Raw genomic sequence first — 21,271 nt, 5'->3', positions numbered from 1 at the left:
CGGAGGAAGCGGAATGCTCGATCGACGAGACTTGATGAAGCGCGCCGGCCTGGCCGCTTTGGCGACGGGGCTGGGATCGAGGGGCGCATTCGCCCTCGACACCGTGACGATGCCTTTCGGCAATGGCGAACGGCCGCTGGTGCACTACCCGCAGAAGCGCCCGATGATCGGCCAGACCAGCCGGCCGCCGCAGCTGGAAACGCCATTTGCGGTCTTCAACGACGGGCCGCTCACGCCGAACAACGCGTTCTTCGTCCGCTATCACCTCGCCGGCATCCCCTACGATCTGGATCCGGACAAGTTCACGCTGGAGATCAAGGGCAAGGTCGACAAGCCCGTGAGTCTGTCGCTGAAGGATATCCGGAAGCTGAAGGCTGTCGAGCTCGTCGCCGTCAACCAGTGCTCCGGCAACAGCCGCGGCTTCTTCAACCCGCGCGTCGCCGGCGGCCAGCTCGGCAACGGCGCGATGGGCTGTGCACGCTGGCACGGCGTGCCGCTGAAGACCGTGCTCGACATGGCCGGCGTGCAGGCCGGCGCCAAGCAGGTCACCTTCAACGGCATGGACGTTCCGGTGATGGACACGACGCCCGACTTCGTGAAGGCACTCGACATCGACCATGCGCGCGACGGCGAGGTGATGCTGGCCTGGGGCATGAACGGCGAGGACCTGCCGTTCCTCAACGGCTTTCCGCTCCGCCTCGTGGTGCCCGGCTACTACGGCACCTATTGGGTGAAGCACCTCAACGAGATCACCGTGATCGACAGCGTGTTCGACGGCTTCTGGATGAAGTCGGCCTACCGGATTCCGGATACGCCGAACAATGCGGTCGAGCCCGGCACCGCACCAAAGGCGACGATCCCGATCAACCGCTTCACGGTGCGCTCGTTCATCACCAGCGTTGCCGACGGCGCCAAGCTGAAGGCCGGCCGCACCACGCTGCGCGGCATCGCCTTCGACGGCGGCAAGGGCATCAAGGAGGTCGTGGTCTCGACCGACGGCGGCAAGAGCTGGACACCGGCCAAGCTCGGCAAGGATCTCGGCAAATACGCCTTCCGCGAATGGAAGCTGAAGGTCGCGCTCCCGGCCGGCGCCTCGGAGCTGAAGGTGCGCGCCACCAACAATGCGGGCGACACCCAGCCGATGGATCCGTTGTGGAATCCGGCCGGCTATCTGCGCAACGTCGTCGAAACCGTGCGCGTCACCGCGGCGTGAGGAGAAGCATCATGACCAACAAGCTGCTTCCCTCCCTCGCCGCGATCGCCGTGCTGTCGATCGGAGCTACGATGGCCGCGCCCGTCAACTACACGCTTCCCGAGGAGACCGCGGCGTTCAAGCCGGGTCCCAACCTCGACGTGGTGCAGAACAACTGCACCGCCTGCCACTCGGCCGACTACATCAAGACCCAGCCGCAAGGCGAGAAGTTCAAGAAGGACTTCTGGCAAGCCGAGGTGACCAAGATGATCAAGGTCTACGGCGCGCCGATCGACCAGGCCGACGTCGGCAAGATCGTCGAGTATCTCTCCGCGACCTATTGAGACGCGGCCTGCCCATCTCCCCGCGCACTGGCCGAAAGCCCGCGCGCGGGGGCCATTGATCCAATTCGGTTCAGTGGAACCGATCCTTTTTTGCAGCGCATCAATTGACCACGAAACAGGCAATCCGGCAGCAAAACCCTGCAAAGCGGGTTGTTTCCGGGCAAAAACACACCGTGGTTTGATCTACCCAGCTTTTTTCAAACTGCTATCCTGTGCGGTACGGACAAGCCGGTTTGTGCGGGGACCGACTGGTCTGTTTTCGATTGATTCCGCGGAGACGACTGGAATGCCCAAAGGTACAGTGAAGTGGTTCAACCCGACCAAGGGTTATGGATTCATCCAGCCCGCAACAGGCGGCAAGGACATTTTCGTTCATATTTCAGCAGTTCAGAAGGCCGGTCTTCAGAGCCTCAACGAAGGCCAGTCTGTTGAATACGAAGAGATCGCCAATCGCGGCAAGACGTCAGCCGAGAACCTCAAGGTCTAGCGCTCCGCGCGAGATCCAGCGGCGCACTCTCGGACACGATCCGGGAGTGAGGGCCGATCCAACATCACACGACGTGACGTTCGGCGGAGCGGGCACGGCGCCCGCGCGCCACGGCGTTGAACTTTTTTCGGCCGCGATCGATCGCGTGCCGCTATCGGCCATTTGCCCGCACATCCGGGACCGCCCAATTGCTGCGGCGCGCCGCGTGTGAACTCCCTGGCAATCGCGGGCATGTCTCTCTCCATCATGCCCGGGTCGTGACGGAAAATGCTGCACCTGAGCGGAGCGTGCGCGGCGGGAATGTTCAGCCGCTCAATCTTCCGTCACCCATTTGGCGACGGTCATGACGTCAGGCGGTTGCAGATAGCCGCGGGGCCAGAGATCGACGGCCCATTCCACCTTGGTGGCGCGTTCGAGCAAGACCGCGGTGTTGTGCGGCGTCTGCCCCCACGAGAATCCGCGATAGTGGGGATCCCCGACGTCGTGGAACTTGAACAGGTTCCACGACTGCATCACCAGCATCAGGCTGGTCGTGTTGCGCGTGGTGTCCCAGCAATCGTAATTGTGCTTGTCGTCGTTTGCGCGGAAGTCCGCTTTCGCCACGCGCTTGTCGGTGCCGAGGATCGGCCCCATCCGGCGGTCGAACCAGATCACGGCCTTCTGCACGGCAGCGCGTTCGGCGGCGGCGTTGGCACGGCCCGTGGCCATGATCCTGGTCAGGGCCGCCCTGTCGGCCGCGCTGAAGTCGAGCATCTCGCGGCGCCGGCAGACGAAGCCGTAGCACACCGTCATCGTCGAGGCCGACGGCGGATAGATCGAGACCGATGTATAGAGCTGCATGATGCCGGAGCTGAACTCGGCCGCGCGCGACGGCGTCATCGCGGACAGGGACAGAACGGCTGCGCATAACGCGCCGGCAACCCCGCTTCGCTTCGCACCTATCGGCTGATTGGCATCATCCATGTCGCGGCCCCCAATTGGGGAGAGAATTATCGCGGGTGCGCCGCGATGCCAAGACATCCTGCGCATGGCTGTGGATCAGATCCGGAGCATATCAGCCGACCGGCAGCGGCGCGTCGCGCTTGACTTCCTCCATCACCGCGTAGGTTCGCGTCTCGCGCACGCCCGGCAGCGCCAGCAGGGTCTCGCCGAGAAACCTGCGATAGGCGGTCATGTTGGCAACGCGCGCCTTGACCAGATAGTCGAAGCCGCCGGCCACCATGTGACACTCCAGCACTTCCGGCGCGATCTGGACTGCCTTGGCGAAGCGCTCGAACACATCGGGCGTGGTCTTGTCGAGCAGCACCTCGACGAACACCAGGAGGCCGAGGCCGAGCCGGTGCGGGTTGAGCCGCGCGCCATAGCCTTCGACGAAGCCGTCGCGCTGCAGCCGCTTCAGCCGTTCGCCGACCGAGGTCGGCGACAGGCCGATCCTCTCGGCCAGCTCCACGTTGGCAATCCGGCCATCCCCTTGCAGGATCGAGAGGATTTTGCGGTCTATCTTGTCAATCTCTGTCATATCCACGGCAGTATCTGAAATGATCCGGATTTTCTAAGGCAAATCTGCTAATTTGTCTATCGAACTACGGTGCGACCGCGCGTAGGTGTTCCGGTGCAACCCCAAGGAACCGCCAAGGACCCATCATGCCTGACCCGTCCCCGCTCCCGCCGCCGTTCGGCGCGCCCTACGCCCCCGATGACACCGCGATCGCCGGCCGCCTGCGCCAGGACGCCAGGCTTGGCGCAGACCAGGAGGCTGGGGTCGACCGCACCGCGCGGCGCCTGATCGAGGCGATCAGGGCCAACGACGATCCGCTCGGCGGGGTCGAGGACATGCTGCGTGAGTTCGCGCTGTCGACCAAGGAGGGTCTGGCGCTGATGGTGCTGGCGGAGGCGCTGCTCCGGGTGCCCGACGCGCGCACTGCCGACCAGTTCATCGAGGACAAGCTCGGCCAGGGCGACTTCGTCAACCACGAGACCAGATCGAGCGCGTTCATGGTCAACGCCTCGGTCTGGGCGCTCGGCATGTCGGCCCGCGTGATCCAGCCCGGCGAGACGCCGCAGGGTACGATCGGGCGGCTGACCAAGCGGCTCGGCGCGCCGGCGGTGCGCGCCGCGACGCGGCAGGCGATGCGGCTGATGGGCAGCCATTTCGTGCTCGGCGAGACCATCGAGGCGGCGCTGTCGCGGGCGCAATCGCACACGGCGCGCGGCTCGCGCTATTCCTTCGACATGCTTGGCGAGGGCGCCCGCACCGCCGACGATGCCCGTCGCTATTTCGAATCCTACGCCCGCGCGATCGACGCGATCGGCAGGGCGGCCGGCGATCAGGCCCTGCCCGACCGGCCCGGCATCTCCGTCAAGCTCTCGGCGCTGCATCCGCGCTTCGAGGCGGTCAGCCACGCCCGGGTGATGACCGAGCTGGTGCCGCAGCTCATCGACCTCGCGCGCCGCGCCAAGGCGTTCGACCTCAACTTCACCGTCGATGCCGAGGAAGCCGACCGGCTGGAGCTGTCGCTCGACGTCATCGCAGCTGCCTTCGCCGACCCGTCGTTCGCCGGCTGGAGCGGCTTTGGGCTTGCGATCCAGGCCTATCAGAAGCGCGCGGGCGACGTGATCGATTATATCGACGCACTCACGCGGGCGCTCGACCGCAAGATGATGGTGCGCCTGGTCAAGGGCGCCTATTGGGACACCGAGATCAAACGCGCGCAGGAGCGCGGGCTCGACGGCTATCCGGTGTTCACCCGCAAGGCGATGACCGACCTGAATTACGTCGCCTGCGCGCGCAAGCTGCTGGCGCTGCGGCCGCGGCTGTTTCCGCAATTCGCCACCCACAACGCGTTGACGGTCGCGACGATCCTCGAATTGTCAGACGATCCTGCGAGCTTCGAATTCCAGCGGCTGCACGGCATGGGCGAAGCGCTCTACGCCCAGCTCGGCGACGACAGGCCTGAGATCGCCCACCGCACTTATGCGCCGGTCGGCAGCCACCGCGATCTGCTCGCCTATCTGGTGCGCCGGCTGCTCGAGAACGGCGCCAACTCGTCCTTCGTGGCGCTGGCCGCGGATAATCGCGTATCCATCGTGGACCTGCTGCGCCGCCCGGCCGAGATCATAGGTGCCGACGACAAGGCTTCTCACTCCGGAATTCCATTGCCGGCCGATCTCTATCGGCCGCAGCGCGAGAATTCGCACGGCATCGAATTCGGCGAACGGAAGGCACTCGACGCGCTGACGTCTTCGATTGCCATCGAATCCAGGGTCGCGTCCGGCATGGTCGCGACCTCGACGGTCGAACAGGCGAATGCCGCGGTCGCCGCCGCCCGCGGCGGCTTCAAGGCGTGGGATGGCACCCCGGCCACCCAACGTGCGGCGACCCTCGACAAGGCCGCGGACCTGCTCGAGCAGCGCCGCGCGCACTTCCTCGCCTTGCTGCAGAGCGAAGGCGGCAAGACGCTCGACGACGCGCTCTCGGAGGTGCGCGAGGCGATCGACTTCTGCCGCTACTATGCAGCGCTCGGCCGGAAGCTGTTCGGGCAAGGCGAGGCGATGCCCGGGCCGACCGGCGAAAGCAACATGCTGGAGTTGCGCGGCCGCGGCGCATTCGTCGCGATCTCGCCATGGAATTTCCCGCTCGCGATCTTCCTCGGCCAGGTGACGGCAGCGCTGATGGCCGGCAATGCGGTGATCGCAAAGCCGGCCGAGCAGACCCCGCGGATCGCGGCCGAGGCCATCGCCCTGCTGCATCAGGCGGGCGTTCCGGAAACGGCCGTGCATTTGGTCCAGGGTGACGGTGCGGCCGGTGCCGCGCTGGTCAGGCATCCCGCCATCGCCGGCGTGGTCTTCACCGGCTCGACAGAGGTGGCGCGATCGATCAACCGGACGCTTGCGGCCAAGGATGGGCCGATCGTGCCGCTGATCGCGGAGACCGGCGGCATCAATGCAATGATCGTCGATGCCACCGCGCTGCCCGAGCAGGTCGCCGACGATGTCGTGACCTCGGCGTTCCGCTCCGCCGGCCAGCGCTGCTCGGCGCTGCGGCTGCTGTTCGTGCAGGACGACGTCGCCGATCGCATGATCGAGATGATCGCGGGCGCCGCACGCGAACTGAAGATCGGCGATCCCACGCAACCGTCGACGCACATCGGACCCGTGATCGATGCGGAAGCCAAGCAGCGGCTCGACGCGCATATCGCGCGGATGAAGCAGGAGGCGCGCGTGCATCTCGCCGGCGAGGCGCCGGCAGGCAATTTCGTCGCGCCGCATATCTTCGAGCTCTCGGCGGCGAGCCAACTGCGTGAGGAGGTGTTCGGCCCGATCCTGCATGTCGTGCGCTATCGCGCCGAGCGGCTCGGCGACGTTCTGGCGGCGATCGAGGCGACTGGATTTGGGCTGACGCTCGGCATCCATTCGCGCATCGACGACACGATCGAGCACGTGATCGACCGTCTCCAGGTCGGCAACATCTATGTCAACCGCAACATGATCGGCGCGGTCGTCGGCGTGCAGCCGTTCGGCGGCAGCGGCCTCTCCGGCACCGGCCCCAAGGCCGGCGGCCCGCATTACCTCACACGCTTCGCCACCGAGCAGACGGTGACGATCAACACCGCCGCCGCGGGCGGCAATGCCGCGCTGATGGCGGGCGTGGAGTAAGCGCTTCACCCTCCCCTGGAGGGCCCCTCCAGGGGAGGGTAAAGGATAGGGTAAGAAAGTGCCGTTGCATCGTGCCCCCGAGATGGGCCAAATGGCGGTCCGATCGGAATGATCGCACACGATAATTCCAGCTACCGGAAAAACACCAACAAGCGCCACGGGAGCGACGGCACGATGGAAAAAGGCATTTTTGACGGGCTCAAGGTCCTGGACTGCGCGAGCTTCATCGCGGCGCCCGCGGCCGCCACCGTGCTGTCCGACTTCGGCGCCGACGTCATCAAGATCGAGCCGCCGGGCGCCGGCGACCCTTACCGCAATCTGCCTAACCTGCCCGGCTATCCCGCGAGCGAGCACAATTTCGCGTGGATGCTCGAGGCCCGCAACAAGAAGAGCCTCGCGCTCGACCTCACCAAGCCTGACGCGCAGCAGGTGCTCTACAAGCTGGTCGCCGAGGCCGACGTGTTCATCACCAACATGCCGCCGCAGGTGCGGGCGAAGCTCGGCATCACCTACGATCATCTTGCCCATCTCAACGACCGGCTGATCTATGCTTCCTTCACCGGCTACGGCGAGAAGGGCGAAGAGGCCAACAAGCCCGGCTTCGACTCCAACGCCTATTGGGCCCGCTCCGGCCTGATGGACCTGGTGCGTGCCGACGAGGACACCACGCCGGCCCGTTCGGTCGCCGGCATGGGCGACCACCCCTGCGCGATGGCGTTCTACGGCGCGATCGTCACCGCGCTGTTCCAGCGCGAGAAGACCGGCAAGGGCTCGCACGTCTCGACCAATCTGATGGCCAACGGCGTCTGGGCCAACGGCGTGCTGGCGCAGGCCAAGCTCGCCGGCGCCAAGTTCAAGAAGCGCAAGCCGCGCGAAGAGGCGCTCAACGCCGTCACCAACCACTACAAATGCAAGGACGGCCGCTGGCTGATCCTGTCGCTGCTCAACGAGGACCGGCAGTGGCCGACCTTGGCGCGCTGCATGGGCCGCGAGGATCTCGTCGCCGACGCCCGCTTTGCCACCAAGGCGGACCGCCATGCACGCTCGATCGAGCTGATCAAGATCTTCGACGAGGTGTTCGCCGGCAAGGACCTCGCCGAATGGCGCAAGATCCTCGACGGCAACGGCCTGGTGTTCGGCGTCGTCGGCATCCTCGACGACATCCCGAACGACAAGCAGATGATCGAGAACGAGGTGCTGGTGCGCTTCGAGAACGACACCATGCTGACCGTCAACAGCCCGATCTTCATCGACGGCGCCAAGAAGGTGCAGCCGCGCAAGCCGCCCGAAGTCGGCGAGCACTCCGACGAGATCCTGCGCCAGGCCGGCTATGACGAAGCCACGATCCAGAAGCTGCGCGCCTCCGGCGCGGTGGCGTAGACGGGTAGGCTTCCGTCGTCATCGCGAGCGATGCGCACAACGCCGTCCGTAGCCCGGATGAAGCGAAGCGAAATCCGGGGGCCGGCCTTGCGACCGGATCGCGCCGTCCCGGATTGCGCTGCGCTCCATCCGGGCTACGCGGTCCGCGAGTTTTCTTTCATCGGAAGGCGTCCAACATGCCCCGCTACCGCCTGCATTACTTCCCGGAATCCGGCAACAGCTACAAGCTCGCGCTGATGCTCACGCTGTGCGGCGAGACGTTCGAGCCGGTGTGGACCGATTTCGGCGGCGGCATCACGCGGACCGCGCAATGGCGCGCCAACGTGAACGAGATGGGTGAGATCCCGGTGCTCGAGGTCGACGGCGAGCGCCGCACCCAGACCGCGCCGATCCTGCTGCAGCTTGCCGAGCAGTACGGAAAATTCGGCGGCGAGACGCCGGCGGAGAAGTACGAGTTGTTGCGCTGGCTGTTCTGGGACAACCAGAAGCTCTCCGGCTACATGGCGACCTATCGTTTCATGCGCACCTTCACGCCGTCAGCCGATCCGAAGGTGCTGAAATATTTCCGCGCGCGGCTCGACGATTTCCTCGGCATCCTCGACCAGCATGTCGGCAACAAAGCTTTCATGGTCGGGGCGCGGCCGACGGTGTCGGATTTCTCGATGATGGCCTATCTGCACTATCCCAGCGACGAGACCGGCTACGATTTCGCGACCAGCCATCCCAATATCAGCGCCTGGCTCGGCCGCATCGCCACCCTGCCCGGCTGGAAATCGGCCTATGACCTGCTGCCCGGCCCGCGCCTGAAGCACTACGCTTAAATCTTGACGCGTTTTCTTCACGCGAACCGGTGCCCACTTCGCTTGAAAACGCTATGGCGAATCAGCGCTTCAGCCAGGACCAGACAACGGCCACAACGATGATGCCGATGATGACCGCAAGCCCGATCGCCCAGCTGCTGACGCGGACGGCGCTCACCGCCTGACGCTCGGCCTCGTTGGCCGCGATCTCGCGGTTGCGCTGCTTGTCCTGCTCGGGAGCACTCATCGGGCCGGTCTCCGCTCAAGGGCTGGGCTGTTCGGGTCGTGGTCGCGAACCGCAATGTAGCATCAAATAATGACGCGCAGCCGCTTCGGTTCCGGCTGGAATTACCGCCCCTTCACGAAGCACATCCCCATCCGCGAGGCCTTCCCCGCAACCTGGCAGGCAAGCCCCTCGGCGCAGGTCCAGCCGCGGAAGCTGCGGTCGGTCTCGGCCGGCCTGTTGCCCGGCAGATAGCAATGTGCGCCCCAGCCGTCGCTGTATTCGGTGCCGGCAAGCTCGGTGCTGCTGCGCAGTTGCGGCCGGCTGGAGAAGCCGCGCGAGAAGTCCGGCGCCTTGCCGTCGCGGAAGCTCGTGAGGATGTCGCGGCGACGCACCTGGTCGCCGAAGAAATGCGGCGAAGCCGGCACCACGGTGGAGTTCGACGGCTTCGCCGCCATCCAGTCGACGCCGGGGAAATGGAAGCCGCCAATGCCACGGGTCTGGTGGCAGCCGGCGCAGGTGACATCGTTCAGCCGCCGCTCGAAGCCGGCCAGCGACTGGATGTTCTGCAGTTTCGTTCCGTCCGCCGCGGCCTTCTGCAACGCGCCGACCACGTCACCTTCCGAGAAGACTGCCGTGCCGGCCGTCCCCTCGCCCTGCACCACCCCGAACTCCGGCTCCAGGTCGCTGACGTCAAAACCGGTCGGCGTCGGTGCGACCGCGCCGGTCGCGAGGAAGCGATCGGGGATCAGCAGGGTGCCGCGATCGAGCTCGGCAAAATGCCCGGGATCGAGCAGCCACGCCTTGAAGTCGCGCTTCAGCGCCTCGTCGGCCAGAATGCGATCGCGATCGATCTGGTTCTCCAGCGGCGCCTCGGCAAAGCGCTTTGCCGCGCCGTCATAGTCGAACACTTTCAGGAGATAGTCGGTACGGAAGTCGCGCACCGCGGATTTCGGCGCGTGCGCGATCTGCAGATTGGTCTCGATGCGATCGATGTTCCGCGCATCGATCAGGTTGAGCGGCCCGTCCTTGCCGAACAATTTCTCCATCGCCGGCGGTGCGCTGGCGGTCGCGAGCCAGTGCCGCGCGATCTCGCGGCAGCTGAGCGATACATCATTGCCGTCGCCCTTCGCCTTCAGCACCAGGTTCAACGTCATCGGCAGCCGCTGCGACACCGCGTTCTCGCCGATCAGCGGCACGTCGGTGCGGGTCAGCCGGTAGATCAGCCGGATCTCTCCGCAGCTGTTCGGCGCCACATAGGCGCGGTCCATGCGGTTGACGATGCCGGACAGCACGAAGCGAACGTCGGGGGATTCAAACAGCGCGCGGTCGAACAGCTGGAATGCAAAGCCGTCGCCGACCCCGATGCTCTCGTTCGGCAGGCTTGCCTTGTGCTTCGCGACATAGCGATCGAATTCGCGATCGAGCGCCTCGCGCACCGGCACCATCGCAGGCAATCCGAACAGCTCGCGGTTGGACAGCGGCGTGTCGGCGGAACGCTCCGGCGCGAGCATCCGACCGAGACTGAGGCGGCCATGATCGAGCTCGCGCAGGCTCGCGGGATCGATCACCGCCGCGCCGCGCTCGAGCGCGCGATCCTCCGCGGCGCGCGCAGGCACGGCGCCACCGAGCAGAACGGACATCACCAGGAGGCATTTCAGCGCGCGGCTCATGCTCCACTAACACCGCACGGCAAACCCTATTCAAGAAAAAAGGCGCTTCACATCGCGGTGAAGCGCCTTGCTGTTGTCGTGTTTGGCCGAAGATAGCGTTTTCGAGCGAAGTGGACGCCGGTTCGCGTGAAGAAAACGCGTCCAAACAACAAGCTAGAGGTTCGGTTCTGATTCAATCAGAACCGAAGCTCTAGCGCGAGACGATCAGGCCCTTGCTGGTGACGACCACCCAACGGCCATCCTGCTTGCGGATCGCGTCGACGCGGCCGAGGCCGGGGACGGGATCGCCGGCATAAACCTCGTAGATGCCGCCGCGGCCCTCGATCAGCGCGCCGCCATTGCCGACGTCGCGCAGCGCCCAGCCGTCGACCACCGGCATGCGGCCGACCTCGGGCCTTGGGGCCGCAGGCGCTGCCGCGGCAGTCGCCGGGGTGATTGAGCCCGTGACCTCGCGGGCGGGCGTCGCTGCGGCGACGGTCGTCTGCGGGGCGCGGAGCTTGTCGACGGTCTCGCTGAGCTTGTTGAGCCTGGCGATCGGCTCGGCCTGGGCCTTCTCGACCTTCTCGATCCGGTCGCTGGCCTTGCTGAACTGGGCCTGGCCGGCCTTGGCGGTCTGCTCCACGCTGGCCTTGAGCGCCGTGATCTCGGATTCGATCCGGGCGAGGGCGGCGTCGGCCGCTTCCTTGGCGGCGGCGTCCTTCGCAGCGTCGCTGGCGGCCACATCCCTGACGGAGGCAACGGCGGGAGCGGCAAGATGGCCGAGCCCGGCGGTCGCGAGCGCGCCACCGATGGCGCCTGCCACGGTCGCCAGCGCAATCACCGCGGCCATTGCCCCGAACCGGCGCGTGCCGGCCGGTTTGCCTGCTGTCTTGGCGCCCTGCTCGGCGCCCGGCTTGGAGGCGGTCGCCTCATGGTCCCAGGTCCGGTCACCGGGCGCCATGATCATCAGCTTGCCCGGGAAACGCGGCTCTTCCCGCTTACCAGTCCCGACCTTGGGCACGTCCATGTTGGTCGGCTCGATCTTCGCGTCGATCTTGGCCTCGATCATGGGATCGAGCCGGGAGGGCTCAGCCTTGGGGGATTCAACCTTCGGCGCGTCCATCCTGGGCGCGTCGGCCTTTGGCGAGGTCTCTTCCTGATCGGGCGCGAGCCTGACAGCCTCGACACCGGCCACGGCCATCGCGGGCTCGCTCTTCGCCGCCGTTTCGGCGCCGGCTTGACCGCTGACCGGCTCGCTCTGCTGCTCACTCACGTTCAAAGTCTCCAGACTGGGTTGACAATTCGGTAACTTTTATTGCTTGCGAAATGGTTACCCTGCTCCGCCATTACCTAAATTTTAGGGAGTTTTCCGGGCCGGATTCGGGCGATGTTGCCATGCGGCAATCTGCGTCAGCTCCGTTTGCGCGCGGCGCTTTCCCGATTAACATACCGCCGTCTTCCAGCCAGAAGGCAGGAGAGCGCCATGACGATCGAGAAATGCATCAATGAATTTGATGTCGATGACGTCATTTTTGAGGAAGGTTCGACCGGCCGCGAGCTGTTTGTCGTGCTCGACGGCACCGTCGACATCGCCAAGATCGATGGCGGACACAAAACGATCATCGTCAGCCTCGGCAAGGGCGAGTTCTTCGGCGAGATGGCCGTGATCGACGGCTCGGCGCGCTCCGCAACCGCCATCGCCTCCGCGCCCGCGACGCGGGTGATGCGGATCAACCACGCCCGCTTCGTCTATCTCGTCAGCCAGCAGCCGGCCTTCGCGCTGATGGTGATGGATGCGCTCTCGAAGCGCCTGCGCGCGTCCAACGCCGTCACCTACCGAGCGGCGGCCACCCCATGAGCGAGCGCAAGCCTAGCCCCTTCAAGACGCTGTTCGAGGCCGACGTCGCCACGCTGATCCAGGCGGCCGACGACGTCTATCAGATCCGCTTCAAGAACCGCGCGGCGAACGCCTATCTCGTGCGCGGCAGCAAGCGGACCATCATGATCGATGTCGGGCTGTCGACCAACTATCCGTCGCTCGTCGCTTGCCTCAACCATCTCGGGGTGACGCCCGACATGATCGACATGGTGGTGCTGAGCCACGAGCATCTCGATCATATCGGCGCGGCCTATCATTTCCACGGCAGCGCCTACATCGCCGCGCACCGGCTTGCCGCCAACAAGATCATGCTGCGCGACGACTTCTCGATGCTGCGCAAGATGTTCAACGAACCGAACGTACCGATCGATATCGACATCTGGCTCGAGGAAGGCAATTTGATCGACCTCGGCAATTTCCGCCTTAGCGTGATGTACACGCCGGGCCATACCTCGGCCTGCATCTCGCTGTTCGATCAGGACAAGGGGCTGTTGTTCGCCGCGGACACGCTGATGCCGGGCGGCGTGATGGGCGGCGTGTTCGGCTCCGGCTCGATCGCCGACTACATCCAGTCGCTGGAGCGGCTGAAGGGCCTCAATTCGAAGATCCTGCTGTCGGGTCATGGCCGGCTGTCCGACACGCCGCAGGACGACGTGCGGATCGCGCTGCAGCGCTCGCATGCCCTGCTCGAGGACACCGCGCAACTGTTCGACGCACTCGATGCGCGCTCGAATTTCGAGCCGATCATGCAGTCGGTGCGCGATCTCAACAAGCTCGACGATTGACGCCCGGACCGAGCCCAAGGCCACCCGCCCAAGGCCACCCGTTGTGGCCTGCCGCGACTTTGCACTAGGATCGGCCCACAACGATAAGAATCACGGACTCGGCGATGCAAGCCGTTGCCGATAGCGGGGAGACGAAACGAATGCAGGTCGACACGATGGCGCAGATGCGCCGCCGGGTGGTGATCTCCTCCACGATCGGCAATGCGCTGGAATGGTTCGACTTCACCGTTTTTGGCCTGTTCGCCGGCATCCTCAGCAAGCTGTTCTTTCCGGCGGACAATCCGCACTCCTCGCTGCTGCTGACTTTCGCGACATTCGGGATCGCCTTCGCAGCCAGGCCGTTGGGTGGCCTGGTGTTCGGGCTCTATTCCGACAAGCACGGCCGCAAGAAGGCACTGGTCGTGATGATATCGCTGATGGCAGTCGGCACCGGCCTGCTCGGCCTGCTGCCGACCTATGGCGCGATCGGAATCGCGGCACCGCTATTGCTGCTGCTGGCGCGGCTGATCCAGGGTTTTTCCGCCGGCGGCGAGTTCGGCAGCGCAAGCGCCATGCTGATCGAATTCGCGCCGCCCGGCCGGCGCGGCTTATACGGCTCGTTCCAGATGGTGTCGCAATCGCTGGCGTTTGGCCTCGGTGCGGCGATGGCGATTGGTCTCAATCTCGGCCTGTCGCCCGACGCCTTCGCGAGCTGGGGTTGGCGCGTGCCGTTCATCCTCGGCATTCTGATCGGGCCGACCGGATGGTATCTGCGCCGCAGGTGCGACGAGTCGCCCGAATTCCAGGCCTATCTCGCCGAGAAGGCCGCGACGGCGCAGCCGAGCAGGCAGACCACGCTCGGCCAATTGTTCTCCGAACATCCACGCGAGTTGATTGCCTCGTTCTGCCTGATCGCGGCCGGAACGGCGATCAACTATGTCAATGCGATCTTTCTACCCACTTATGCGGTCGCCGAGCTGAAGCTGCCGATCCTGAATGCACAGCTCGGCCTGCTCGTCGTCAGCCTCGTCAATGCGGCGGTGGCGGTGGCCAGCGGCGCCCTCTCCGACCGGATCGGTCGTCGCGCGGTGCTCGTTCCGGCGCTGATCGTCTACAGCCTGCTGTTCTATGTGATCTTGCAGCGGCTCGTCGCCGCCCCGACCACCGCGAACCTCTGGCAGTTGCAGATCGTTGCGGTCCTGCTCGGAGCCCTGGCCGGCCCGATGCCGGCCTTCATGACCGAGATTTTTCCCGTCGGCGTGCGCTCGACTGGAGCATCGCTGATGTACAATCTCGCCGTGATGCTGTTCGGCGGGCTGGCGCCGTTCATCAACACCTGGCTGGTCCAGGTGACGGGCGACAAGGCGGCGCCCGTCTACTACATCCTGTTCGCTGCGGCAGTGGGTCTCGTGGGTCTGGCGGTCTATCGCGGGCGACCGTCCGTGCCGGGCATCGCAACTCAACCGGCGCAATGACGACAAGCAGACCACGCGGTCGGCGCGCGACCGGTACGACCGACGCCCGCGCGACCGCACATGTGACGGGTCATTTGACAAATCCGCGCGTGGCCTGTTCAACAGCGGCAAGAACAACGCTGAAGAACAGGGAGCGAGGACCATGAAGCTTTACGACTCGATCGGACCCAATCCGCGCATCGTGCGCATGTTCATGGCGGAGAAGGGCATCGAGATCCCCAAACAGACTGTCGATCTGCGCAAGGGTGAGAACCGCGAGGAAGCGCATCTGAAGCGCAATCCGCACGGCCAGATGCCGGCGCTCGAGCTCGACTGCGGCAACTACCTCTCGGAGATCACGGCGATCTGCGAATATCTCGAAGAGAAGCACCCCTCACCCGCCATGATCGGCACGACACCGGAAGAGCGCGCGGAATGCCGGATGTGGACGCGCCGCGTCGATCTCAACATCGCCGAGCCGCTCGCCAACGGCTACCGCTTCGGCGAGGCGCTGAAGTTCTTCGAGAAGCGCATTCCGGTGGCGCCCGAGGCTTCGCCCGGGCTGAAGATGATCGCCGCCAACCGCATCAAATGGCTAAACGACCAGATGGCCGACGGCCGCGACTACATCTGCGGCCAGCGCTTCACGCTCGCCGACATGCTGCTCTATTGCTGGCTCGATTTCGGCAACCAGGTCGGCCAGCCGCTCGACCAGTCGAACGCCAACATCGTGGCCTGGTTCAACCGTGTGGGTGAGCGGCCTTCGGTGAAGGCGTAGGCCTCTTCTTATCCTCCCCTGGAGGGGGAGGATCGGTTCGCATGAAGCGTAGCGCAATGCGAGCCGAGGTGGGGTGATCTCTCCACCCGGGCAGCGCTCACGCGAAGAGACCTTCACCCCACCTCGCCGCTCATTGCATTCGCGTCGATCCTCCCCCTCCAGGGGAGGATGAGAGCACCGGACCAAATCGTTGGTCGCCCTAAATCACCACCGGCTTGTCCGGCAGCTCGTTCGGGCCTCCGGCGACATGCGGGAAATACCGCGCGAGTTCCCGCGACACCGCCTCGATCCCCTTGATCACGCCCTGCTCGAACCGGCCGGCGCGAAAGTCCGCTTCCATCGCGCGGCAAATCGCTTCCCAGCCGGCGCGGCCGACCTTCGCATCGATGCCGCGATCGGCCACGATCTCGACGTCGCGGTCGGCAAGCAAAAGATAAATCAGTACGCCGTTGTTGTGATGGGTATCCCAGATCCGCAAGTGCGCGAATACGTCGAGCGCCCGCTCCCGCGCCGGCTGATCGCGGAACAGCGGCACGCCGTCGAGCGCGCCCTCGACGACGAAGCGGATCTGGCCGGAATGGGTCGCCTCCCCCGCCGTGATCGCCCGCTCGATGGCGTCGAGCACGCGCGGCGGAAACTCGCGCCGCACGCGCCAGCGATGTTCGAGCAGATGCTTGCCGATGCGCCTGATGCCCATGTGCCTACCAGCTCCCCGAAGCGCCGCCGCCGCCGAAGCTGCCGCCTCCGCCGCTGAAGCCGCCGCTGTCGCTCGAGCTCGAGCCGCTGCTCCAGCCTCCGCCGCCCGACCAGCCGCCGGAATAGCCGCCGCCGCGCCGGTACGGTCCCGAGCCGGCCGCCGGACCACCAAAATTCAATCCGCCGAAAATCAGCGCCGCAACTGCAGCGAACAGCCCAACCACCAGGGCCGTGGCGAGCGAGCCGGCTACCATCCAGGCGAAGACGCCGACGATGCCGCCGGTCGCGGCCGAGCCCAATAGCCGCCCCAGCATCGCGCGCAGCACGCTGGCCACGATGATGACGACAAAGATCGTCACCGGATTGGCGAGATCGACGAGATTGGGGCCCTGCCAGTGCTCGGGCTCCGGCGCCGGCAATTGCTCGCCATTGACCAGGCGGATCATGCGGTCGACGCCGGCCGAGATGCCGCCGGTGAAATCGCCGGCCTTGAACTTCGGCGTGATGTCCTCGTCGATGATGCGGTGGGTGATGACGTCGCTCAGCACGCCTTCGAGGCCGTAGCCGACCTCGATGCGCAAATGCCGGTCGTTCTTGGCGACCACCAGCAGCGCGCCGTCGTCGACCTTCTTGCGCCCGATCTTCCAGGCCTCGGCAACGCGGATCGAGAACTGCTCGATCGTTTCCTCACCAGTGGTCGGCACGATCAAGACCGCGATCTGGCTGCCCTTGCGGGTCTCCAGATCCTTCAGTCTGTCGTTCAGCGACGCAACGTCACTCGCCGACAGCGTCCCGGTCTGATCGACGATGCGGCCGGTGAGCTGAGGCACCGCGACCTCGGCCCACGCCGGGCACACGAAGCCCAGCAGGAAGGCGAGCAGGATGATGCGTGCGGCGGTCATCGCGATCGGCGCCTGGCGGCGCTATTTCGACGGCGCGGGCGCAGGCGCAGGCGCCGGATTGAAATCGACCTTCGGCGCGGTCGAAATCTCCTTCTCGTTCTCGACCGTGAAGTTGGGCTTCTCCTTGTAGCCGAACACCATCGCGGTCAGATTGTTCGGGAAGGTGCGGATGCCGACATTATAGTCCTGCACCGCCTTGATGTAGCGGTTGCGCGCCACGGTGATGCGGTTCTCGGTGCCTTCGAGCTGCGCCATCAAATCGCGGAACAGCGCATCCGATTTCAGCTGCGGGTAATTTTCGGTGACGACCAGGAGCCGCGACAGCGCGCTGGTCAGCTCGCCCTGCGCCTGCGTGAACTTCTGGAACGCGGCCGGATCGTTGAGCACCTCGGGCGTCGCCTGGATGCTGCCGACCTTGGCGCGCGCGTTGGTGACCCCGAGCAGCACGTCCTTCTCCTGCTGCGCAAAGCCCTTCACCGAGTTGACCAGGTTCGGAACGAGGTCGGCGCGCCGCTGGTACTGGTTCACCACCTCCGACCAGCTCGACTTGACCGTCTCGTCATTGGTCTGGATCGCGTTGTAGCCGCAGTTGGTCAGGCTCAAGGTCGCCAGCGCTGCCAGCACGGTCCAAAGCTTGCGCATGAAGATGGTCCTCCCGGTGGATTCTCGATCAGAGTAACAGATTTTCGCCCGACAATCCCGCGTGGCGGGATTCGCGGCGGATTTTGCCGATGATGGCCCTTGCCTATCCCTCCTTGCGCCGTTCATCATGCCAAGAAAATCGATCCTGGGAGGATCCATTGGCGTCTGAACAATTCGAGACGATTGTCGTCGAACGGCCTGATCCTGCAATTGCGCGGATCGTGATGAACCGCCCCGAGGCGCGCAACGCCCAGAACCTGCAGATGACCTACGACCTCAACGCCGCCTTCGACCACGCGGTGCAGGACGACGCAATCAAGGTCATCATTCTCGCCGGCAACGGCCCGCATTTCTCGGCCGGTCACGATCTCAGGCCTGGGGCTAAGAACCAGGCGGGCGTCGATTTCCCGCCAGTCGGAAATTGGGGCGGCTTCGCCGAACCCAACGCCCATGGCCGCTTCGCGCGCGAGCAGGAGATCTACCTGCAGATCACAAGGCGCTGGCGCAATCTCGCCAAGCCGACGATCGCGGAGGTGCATGGCAAGTGCATCGCCGGCGGGCTGATGCTGGCCTGGGCCTGCGACCTGATCGTCGCGAGCAGCGATGCCGAGTTCTGCGATCCCGTGGTGACGATGGGCGTCTGCGGCGTCGAATGGTTCGTGCATCCCTGGGAGCTCGGCGCGCGCAAGGCCAAGGAGATGCTGTTCACCGCCGATGTCTGGAGCGCCGACGAGGCGCATCGCCTCGGCATGGTCAATCATGTGGTGCCGCGCGGCGATCTCTCCTCCTTCACGCTGGCGCTGGCAGGCAGGATTGCCGCCAAGCCTGCCTTCGCACTGAAGCTCTCCAAGGAGGCGGTGAACCGCTCGATCGACATCATGGGCCAGCCGGCGGCGATCGATCAGGCCTTCGCGCTGCATCAGCTCTGCCACGCGCACAATCTTCAGGAATTCGGAATGGTGGTGGACCCCGCGGGTTTGCATCCCTCCGTCAAGAAAACCGCCAACGTGAAGTGACCAGATGGACCTTACCCTCAGCGACGAGCAGCGCCTGCTGCGCGAAAGTGCCGACCGCTTCGTGGCGGAAACCTTCACATCAGACCATCGCAAGAAGGCGGCGAACGACCCGCTCGGCTATTCGCCTGCGGTCTGGAAACAATTCGCCGAGCTTGGCTGGCTGGCGCTGCCGATCGCCGAAGCCCATGGCGGGCTCGGCGGCGGCGCCATCGAGATTGGACTACTGATGGAAGCGTTCGGCCGCGGACTGGTGTCCGAGCCTTTCCTCTCGACGGTCGTGATTGGCGCTGCGCTGATCGCCGAATGCGGCACCGAGGCGCAGCAGCAAGCCATCCTGCCCAAGGTTGCCGAGGGAGCGCTCACGCTCGCCTTCGCGCATTCGGAGCGCGCCGCGCGCTTCGACCTCGCCCATGTCGACACGACGGCCACGAGGACCGCCGACGGCTGGCGGTTGAACGGCAGCAAGATCGCAGTGCTGGACGGCGCGGCCGCCAGCCAGATCATCGTCTCCGCCCGCGTTGCCAACGCCAACGGCGCATCCGGCAAGCTCGGCCTGTTCCTGGTGCCCGCCGGGACGCCCGGCCTCACCTTGCGCGACTACGCGCGGCTTGGTGGCGGGCGCGGCTGCAACCTCGATCTGAAGGATCTGCAATTGCCGGCCGACGCGCTGCTCGGCGACGGGCAGGATGCGCTGCCCGCGATCGAGACCGTGGTCGACCGCGCGATGGCCGCGCTCGGCGCCGAGGCGGTCGGCATCATGCAGACACTGCTCGACACCACGCTCGAATACACCAAGATTCGAAAACAGTTCGGCCGGCCGCTGTCGGCCAATCAGGTGATCCGCCATCGCCTCGCCGACGTCGCGATGCAGGTCGACGAAGCGCGCTCGATGGCATTACGCGCTGCGCTGATGGCCAACGCCGAGCCCGTGGCGCGGAGCCGCGCGGCGTCCGGTGCCAAGGCAAAAATCGGCAAATGCGCGCGCTTCGTCGCCGAACAGGCGGTGCAGCTGCATGGCGCCATGGGCGTCACGGAAGAACTCGACATCGGCGCCTATTTCAAGCGGCTGCTCGCCTTCGACACGCTGTTCGGCGGCAGCGCCCATCACTATCGCCGCCACGCCGCCCTGAGCGGCCGCGCCCACGGCTAACGGAGAGCGCACCATGGATCTCACCTTCAGTGCCGAGGAACGCGCTTTCGAAAAGGAAGTGCGCGACTACATCGCCGAGAGCCTGACGCCGGAAATGAAGCGCGCCACCGCGCTGACGCCGTCGGTGTTCTCCGACCCCGATATCGGCATGGCCTGGCAACGTGCGTTGCACAGGAAGGGCTGGGGCGCGCCGGGCTGGCCGGTTGACCATGGGGGTCCGGACTGGACGCCGGCGCAGCGCTGGATCTTCGAGGCCGAATGCGCCCGCGCCGGCGTGCCGAATGTCAACGTGATGGGCGTCAAGATGGTCGGCCCCGTCATCATCGGCTTCGGCTCCCCGGAGCAGAAGAACTTTTACCTGCCGCGAATCCTCTCGGGTGAAGACTACTGGTGCCAGGGCTATTCCGAGCCGGGTTCTGGCTCCGATCTCTCGTCGCTGAAGACCCGCGCGGTGCGCGACGGCGACGACTACCTCATCAACGGCACCAAGATCTGGACCACGCATGCGCATCACGCCAACCGCATGTTCGCGCTGGTGCGCACCAACGAGGGCGAGCGGCAGCAGGACGGCATCAGCTTCATCCTGATCGACATGAAGACGCCTGGAATCACCACGCGCCCGATCCTGACCATCGGCGGCGACCACGAGGTCAACCAGGTGTTCTTCGACGACGTCCGGGTGCCCGTCGCCAACCGCGTCGGCGAGGAAGGCAAGGGCTGGACCTACGGCAAATATCTGCTCGAGTTCGAGCGCGGCTCCGGCATCGCCTCGGCCAAGCTGCGCGAGGCGCTGAATACGATCTCCGATCTCGCAGGCTCCGAAGTCACCGGCCGCGCCATCGAGGACCCCGACATCGCGATGCGGATGTCGGAGGTCGAGGTCGATATCGATGCGCTCGAGATGACCGAGCTCAGGGTACTGTCGGCGCTGCAGACCGGGCAGAACCCCGGCGCGGTGTCGTCGCTGATCAAGCTGCGGGTCAGCGAGATCCGCCAGGCCGTGACGCGGCTCGGCGTCGACGTGATCGGCAATGACGGTCTTGCCGTCGAACCGGCGCGGCCGTTCTACCGGCTCAACCACGAGCCGGCGATCCCTGAGGAGCTCTTGCCGGTGGTGCCGGAATATCTCAACGGGCGGGCCTATACGATCTTCGGCGGCTCGTCGGAGATCCAGCGCGACATCATCGCGAAGATGGTGCTGGGGTTGTAGGCGGGCGCGCGCAGCGCCAGCCCGGAATCTCGCGCGACAACTTCGA

21 protein-coding genes are annotated in these 21,271 nt (G+C 65.4%); 13 read left to right on the top strand and 8 right to left on the bottom strand.

What is annotated here, in order from left to right; genetic code table 11:
* The first annotated feature begins 13 nt into the window (after positions 1 to 13).
* The 3 genes from ACE10Z_RS11185 (at position 14) to ACE10Z_RS11175 (ending at position 2,023) form a co-directional block, all read left to right on the top strand.
* Positions 14 to 1,213: a molybdopterin-dependent oxidoreductase gene (locus tag ACE10Z_RS11185; protein ID WP_375787967.1), complete on the top strand. Its 1,200-nt coding sequence runs from the start codon at positions 14 to 16 to the stop codon at positions 1,211 to 1,213.
* Between the two features lie 11 nt (positions 1,214 to 1,224).
* Positions 1,225 to 1,536, top strand: coding sequence for a c-type cytochrome (locus ACE10Z_RS11180; protein ID WP_375787966.1), 312 nt, complete (start codon positions 1,225 to 1,227; stop codon positions 1,534 to 1,536).
* Between the two features lie 286 nt (positions 1,537 to 1,822).
* Positions 1,823 to 2,023, top strand: coding sequence for a cold-shock protein (locus tag ACE10Z_RS11175; RefSeq protein WP_021079749.1), 201 nt, complete (start codon positions 1,823 to 1,825; stop codon positions 2,021 to 2,023).
* Positions 2,024 to 2,335: 312 nt separating this feature from the next.
* On the opposite strand, the gene ACE10Z_RS11170 is transcribed toward ACE10Z_RS11175, so the two are convergent.
* Together ACE10Z_RS11170 and ACE10Z_RS11165 are read right to left on the bottom strand one after the other, a co-directional pair.
* Positions 2,336 to 2,986, bottom strand: coding sequence for a hypothetical protein (locus ACE10Z_RS11170; RefSeq protein ID WP_375787965.1), 651 nt, complete (start codon positions 2,984 to 2,986; stop codon positions 2,336 to 2,338).
* 91 nt (positions 2,987 to 3,077) lie between these two features.
* Positions 3,078 to 3,542, bottom strand: coding sequence for an Lrp/AsnC ligand binding domain-containing protein (locus tag ACE10Z_RS11165; RefSeq protein ID WP_212319462.1), 465 nt, complete (start codon positions 3,540 to 3,542; stop codon positions 3,078 to 3,080).
* 125 nt (positions 3,543 to 3,667) lie between these two features.
* On the opposite strand from ACE10Z_RS11165, the gene putA reads away from it, so the two are divergent.
* From putA to ACE10Z_RS11150, 3 genes are all read left to right on the top strand, one after another.
* Positions 3,668 to 6,679 carry a bifunctional proline dehydrogenase/L-glutamate gamma-semialdehyde dehydrogenase PutA gene (gene putA / locus ACE10Z_RS11160; RefSeq protein WP_375787964.1) on the top strand — a complete coding sequence of 1,004 codons (3,012 nt, stop codon included), beginning with the start codon at positions 3,668 to 3,670 and terminating at the stop codon, positions 6,677 to 6,679.
* 174 nt (positions 6,680 to 6,853) lie between these two features.
* Complete coding sequence (locus tag ACE10Z_RS11155; protein WP_375789806.1) at positions 6,854 to 8,059, top strand: CaiB/BaiF CoA transferase family protein; 1,206 nt, start codon at positions 6,854 to 6,856, stop codon at positions 8,057 to 8,059.
* A 176-nt stretch (positions 8,060 to 8,235) separates the two neighbouring features.
* Positions 8,236 to 8,880 (top strand): glutathione S-transferase family protein, encoded by a 645-nt coding sequence (locus ACE10Z_RS11150; protein WP_375787963.1) that lies wholly within the window; start codon positions 8,236 to 8,238, stop codon positions 8,878 to 8,880.
* A gap of 61 nt (positions 8,881 to 8,941) precedes the next feature.
* Here the strand turns inward: ACE10Z_RS11150 and ACE10Z_RS11145 are convergent, their stop codons facing one another.
* The 3 genes from ACE10Z_RS11145 to ACE10Z_RS11135 all read right to left on the bottom strand — a co-directional run bounded on the left by ACE10Z_RS11145 (position 8,942) and on the right by ACE10Z_RS11135 (position 12,013).
* Positions 8,942 to 9,106 carry a hypothetical protein gene (locus ACE10Z_RS11145; protein ID WP_223977455.1) on the bottom strand — a complete coding sequence of 55 codons (165 nt, stop codon included), beginning with the start codon at positions 9,104 to 9,106 and terminating at the stop codon, positions 8,942 to 8,944.
* Between the two features lie 101 nt (positions 9,107 to 9,207).
* Positions 9,208 to 10,755: a hypothetical protein gene (locus ACE10Z_RS11140; RefSeq protein ID WP_375787962.1), complete on the bottom strand. Its 1,548-nt coding sequence runs from the start codon at positions 10,753 to 10,755 to the stop codon at positions 9,208 to 9,210.
* A 190-nt stretch (positions 10,756 to 10,945) separates the two neighbouring features.
* Entirely contained in the window at positions 10,946 to 12,013 is a 1,068-nt protein-coding gene (locus ACE10Z_RS11135; protein ID WP_375787961.1) for a hypothetical protein, read from the bottom strand.
* 204 nt (positions 12,014 to 12,217) lie between these two features.
* Here ACE10Z_RS11135 and ACE10Z_RS11130 point away from each other — a divergent pair, with 204 nt between their 5' ends.
* The 4 genes from ACE10Z_RS11130 (at position 12,218) to ACE10Z_RS11115 (ending at position 15,609) form a co-directional block, all read left to right on the top strand.
* The gene (locus ACE10Z_RS11130) at positions 12,218 to 12,592 is read left to right on the top strand and encodes a Crp/Fnr family transcriptional regulator (protein WP_375787960.1); all 375 of its coding nucleotides are present in this window, start codon (positions 12,218 to 12,220) and stop codon (positions 12,590 to 12,592) included.
* Entirely contained in the window at positions 12,589 to 13,398 is an 810-nt protein-coding gene (locus tag ACE10Z_RS11125) for an MBL fold metallo-hydrolase (RefSeq protein WP_375787959.1), read from the top strand. Before ACE10Z_RS11130 ends, ACE10Z_RS11125 begins: the two co-directional genes overlap by 4 nt.
* Positions 13,399 to 13,538: 140 nt before the next feature.
* Positions 13,539 to 14,852, top strand: coding sequence for an MFS transporter (locus tag ACE10Z_RS11120; protein ID WP_375787958.1), 1,314 nt, complete (start codon positions 13,539 to 13,541; stop codon positions 14,850 to 14,852).
* A gap of 142 nt (positions 14,853 to 14,994) precedes the next feature.
* Positions 14,995 to 15,609 (top strand): glutathione S-transferase family protein, encoded by a 615-nt coding sequence (locus tag ACE10Z_RS11115; RefSeq protein ID WP_375787957.1) that lies wholly within the window; start codon positions 14,995 to 14,997, stop codon positions 15,607 to 15,609.
* 199 nt (positions 15,610 to 15,808) lie between these two features.
* Here the strand turns inward: ACE10Z_RS11115 and ACE10Z_RS11110 are convergent, their stop codons facing one another.
* The 3 genes from ACE10Z_RS11110 to ACE10Z_RS11100 are packed head-to-tail and all read right to left on the bottom strand — an operon-like array spanning position 15,809 to position 17,849.
* Entirely contained in the window at positions 15,809 to 16,306 is a 498-nt protein-coding gene (locus ACE10Z_RS11110) for a TPM domain-containing protein (protein WP_375787956.1), read from the bottom strand.
* A gap of 4 nt (positions 16,307 to 16,310) precedes the next feature.
* On the bottom strand, positions 16,311 to 17,207 hold the full coding sequence (locus ACE10Z_RS11105; protein ID WP_375787955.1) for a TPM domain-containing protein: 897 nt from the start codon (positions 17,205 to 17,207) through the stop codon (positions 16,311 to 16,313).
* A gap of 21 nt (positions 17,208 to 17,228) precedes the next feature.
* Complete coding sequence (locus ACE10Z_RS11100) at positions 17,229 to 17,849, bottom strand: LemA family protein (RefSeq protein ID WP_375787954.1); 621 nt, start codon at positions 17,847 to 17,849, stop codon at positions 17,229 to 17,231.
* Positions 17,850 to 18,073: 224 nt separating this feature from the next.
* Here ACE10Z_RS11100 and ACE10Z_RS11095 point away from each other — a divergent pair, with 224 nt between their 5' ends.
* From ACE10Z_RS11095 to ACE10Z_RS11085, 3 genes are read left to right on the top strand one after another with little or no spacing between them, the layout of a single operon-like run.
* Positions 18,074 to 18,865, top strand: coding sequence for an enoyl-CoA hydratase (locus ACE10Z_RS11095; RefSeq protein ID WP_375789805.1), 792 nt, complete (start codon positions 18,074 to 18,076; stop codon positions 18,863 to 18,865).
* Between the two features lie 4 nt (positions 18,866 to 18,869).
* Positions 18,870 to 20,015, top strand: coding sequence for an acyl-CoA dehydrogenase family protein (locus ACE10Z_RS11090; RefSeq protein ID WP_375787953.1), 1,146 nt, complete (start codon positions 18,870 to 18,872; stop codon positions 20,013 to 20,015).
* A gap of 13 nt (positions 20,016 to 20,028) precedes the next feature.
* Entirely contained in the window at positions 20,029 to 21,225 is a 1,197-nt protein-coding gene (locus ACE10Z_RS11085) for an acyl-CoA dehydrogenase family protein (protein ID WP_375787952.1), read from the top strand.
* Positions 21,226 to 21,271 lie beyond the last annotated feature (46 nt).

It is taken from the genome of Bradyrhizobium sp. Pha-3 (genome assembly GCF_042258615.1).
Classification (GTDB): domain Bacteria; phylum Pseudomonadota; class Alphaproteobacteria; order Rhizobiales; family Xanthobacteraceae; genus Bradyrhizobium.
The sequence above is the reverse complement of the archived record's forward strand: the minus strand, read 5'-3'. Positions and strand labels throughout refer to the sequence as shown.

What these genes read in the sequence shown, in the direction of transcription:
- ACE10Z_RS11180 (WP_375787966.1), top strand. Translation starts at nt 1,225, where the DNA reads ATGACCAACAAGCTGCTTCCCTCCCTCGCCGCGATCGCCGTGCTGTCG.
- ACE10Z_RS11170 (WP_375787965.1), bottom strand. Translation starts at nt 2,986, where the DNA reads ATGGATGATGCCAATCAGCCGATAGGTGCGAAGCGAAGCGGGGTTGCC.
- ACE10Z_RS11175 (WP_021079749.1), top strand. Translation starts at nt 1,823, where the DNA reads ATGCCCAAAGGTACAGTGAAGTGGTTCAACCCGACCAAGGGTTATGGA.
- ACE10Z_RS11110 (WP_375787956.1), bottom strand. Translation starts at nt 16,306, where the DNA reads ATGGGCATCAGGCGCATCGGCAAGCATCTGCTCGAACATCGCTGGCGC.
- ACE10Z_RS11145 (WP_223977455.1), bottom strand. Translation starts at nt 9,106, where the DNA reads ATGAGTGCTCCCGAGCAGGACAAGCAGCGCAACCGCGAGATCGCGGCC.
- ACE10Z_RS11130 (WP_375787960.1), top strand. Translation starts at nt 12,218, where the DNA reads ATGACGATCGAGAAATGCATCAATGAATTTGATGTCGATGACGTCATT.
- ACE10Z_RS11150 (WP_375787963.1), top strand. Translation starts at nt 8,236, where the DNA reads ATGCCCCGCTACCGCCTGCATTACTTCCCGGAATCCGGCAACAGCTAC.
- ACE10Z_RS11155 (WP_375789806.1), top strand. Translation starts at nt 6,854, where the DNA reads ATGGAAAAAGGCATTTTTGACGGGCTCAAGGTCCTGGACTGCGCGAGC.
- putA (WP_375787964.1), top strand. Translation starts at nt 3,668, where the DNA reads ATGCCTGACCCGTCCCCGCTCCCGCCGCCGTTCGGCGCGCCCTACGCC.
- ACE10Z_RS11120 (WP_375787958.1), top strand. Translation starts at nt 13,539, where the DNA reads ATGCAGGTCGACACGATGGCGCAGATGCGCCGCCGGGTGGTGATCTCC.
- ACE10Z_RS11115 (WP_375787957.1), top strand. Translation starts at nt 14,995, where the DNA reads ATGAAGCTTTACGACTCGATCGGACCCAATCCGCGCATCGTGCGCATG.
- ACE10Z_RS11125 (WP_375787959.1), top strand. Translation starts at nt 12,589, where the DNA reads ATGAGCGAGCGCAAGCCTAGCCCCTTCAAGACGCTGTTCGAGGCCGAC.
- ACE10Z_RS11090 (WP_375787953.1), top strand. Translation starts at nt 18,870, where the DNA reads ATGGACCTTACCCTCAGCGACGAGCAGCGCCTGCTGCGCGAAAGTGCC.
- ACE10Z_RS11140 (WP_375787962.1), bottom strand. Translation starts at nt 10,755, where the DNA reads ATGAGCCGCGCGCTGAAATGCCTCCTGGTGATGTCCGTTCTGCTCGGT.
- ACE10Z_RS11095 (WP_375789805.1), top strand. Translation starts at nt 18,074, where the DNA reads ATGAACCGCCCCGAGGCGCGCAACGCCCAGAACCTGCAGATGACCTAC.
- ACE10Z_RS11105 (WP_375787955.1), bottom strand. Translation starts at nt 17,207, where the DNA reads ATGACCGCCGCACGCATCATCCTGCTCGCCTTCCTGCTGGGCTTCGTG.
- ACE10Z_RS11085 (WP_375787952.1), top strand. Translation starts at nt 20,029, where the DNA reads ATGGATCTCACCTTCAGTGCCGAGGAACGCGCTTTCGAAAAGGAAGTG.
- ACE10Z_RS11165 (WP_212319462.1), bottom strand. Translation starts at nt 3,542, where the DNA reads ATGACAGAGATTGACAAGATAGACCGCAAAATCCTCTCGATCCTGCAA.
- ACE10Z_RS11185 (WP_375787967.1), top strand. Translation starts at nt 14, where the DNA reads ATGCTCGATCGACGAGACTTGATGAAGCGCGCCGGCCTGGCCGCTTTG.
- ACE10Z_RS11100 (WP_375787954.1), bottom strand. Translation starts at nt 17,849, where the DNA reads ATGCGCAAGCTTTGGACCGTGCTGGCAGCGCTGGCGACCTTGAGCCTG.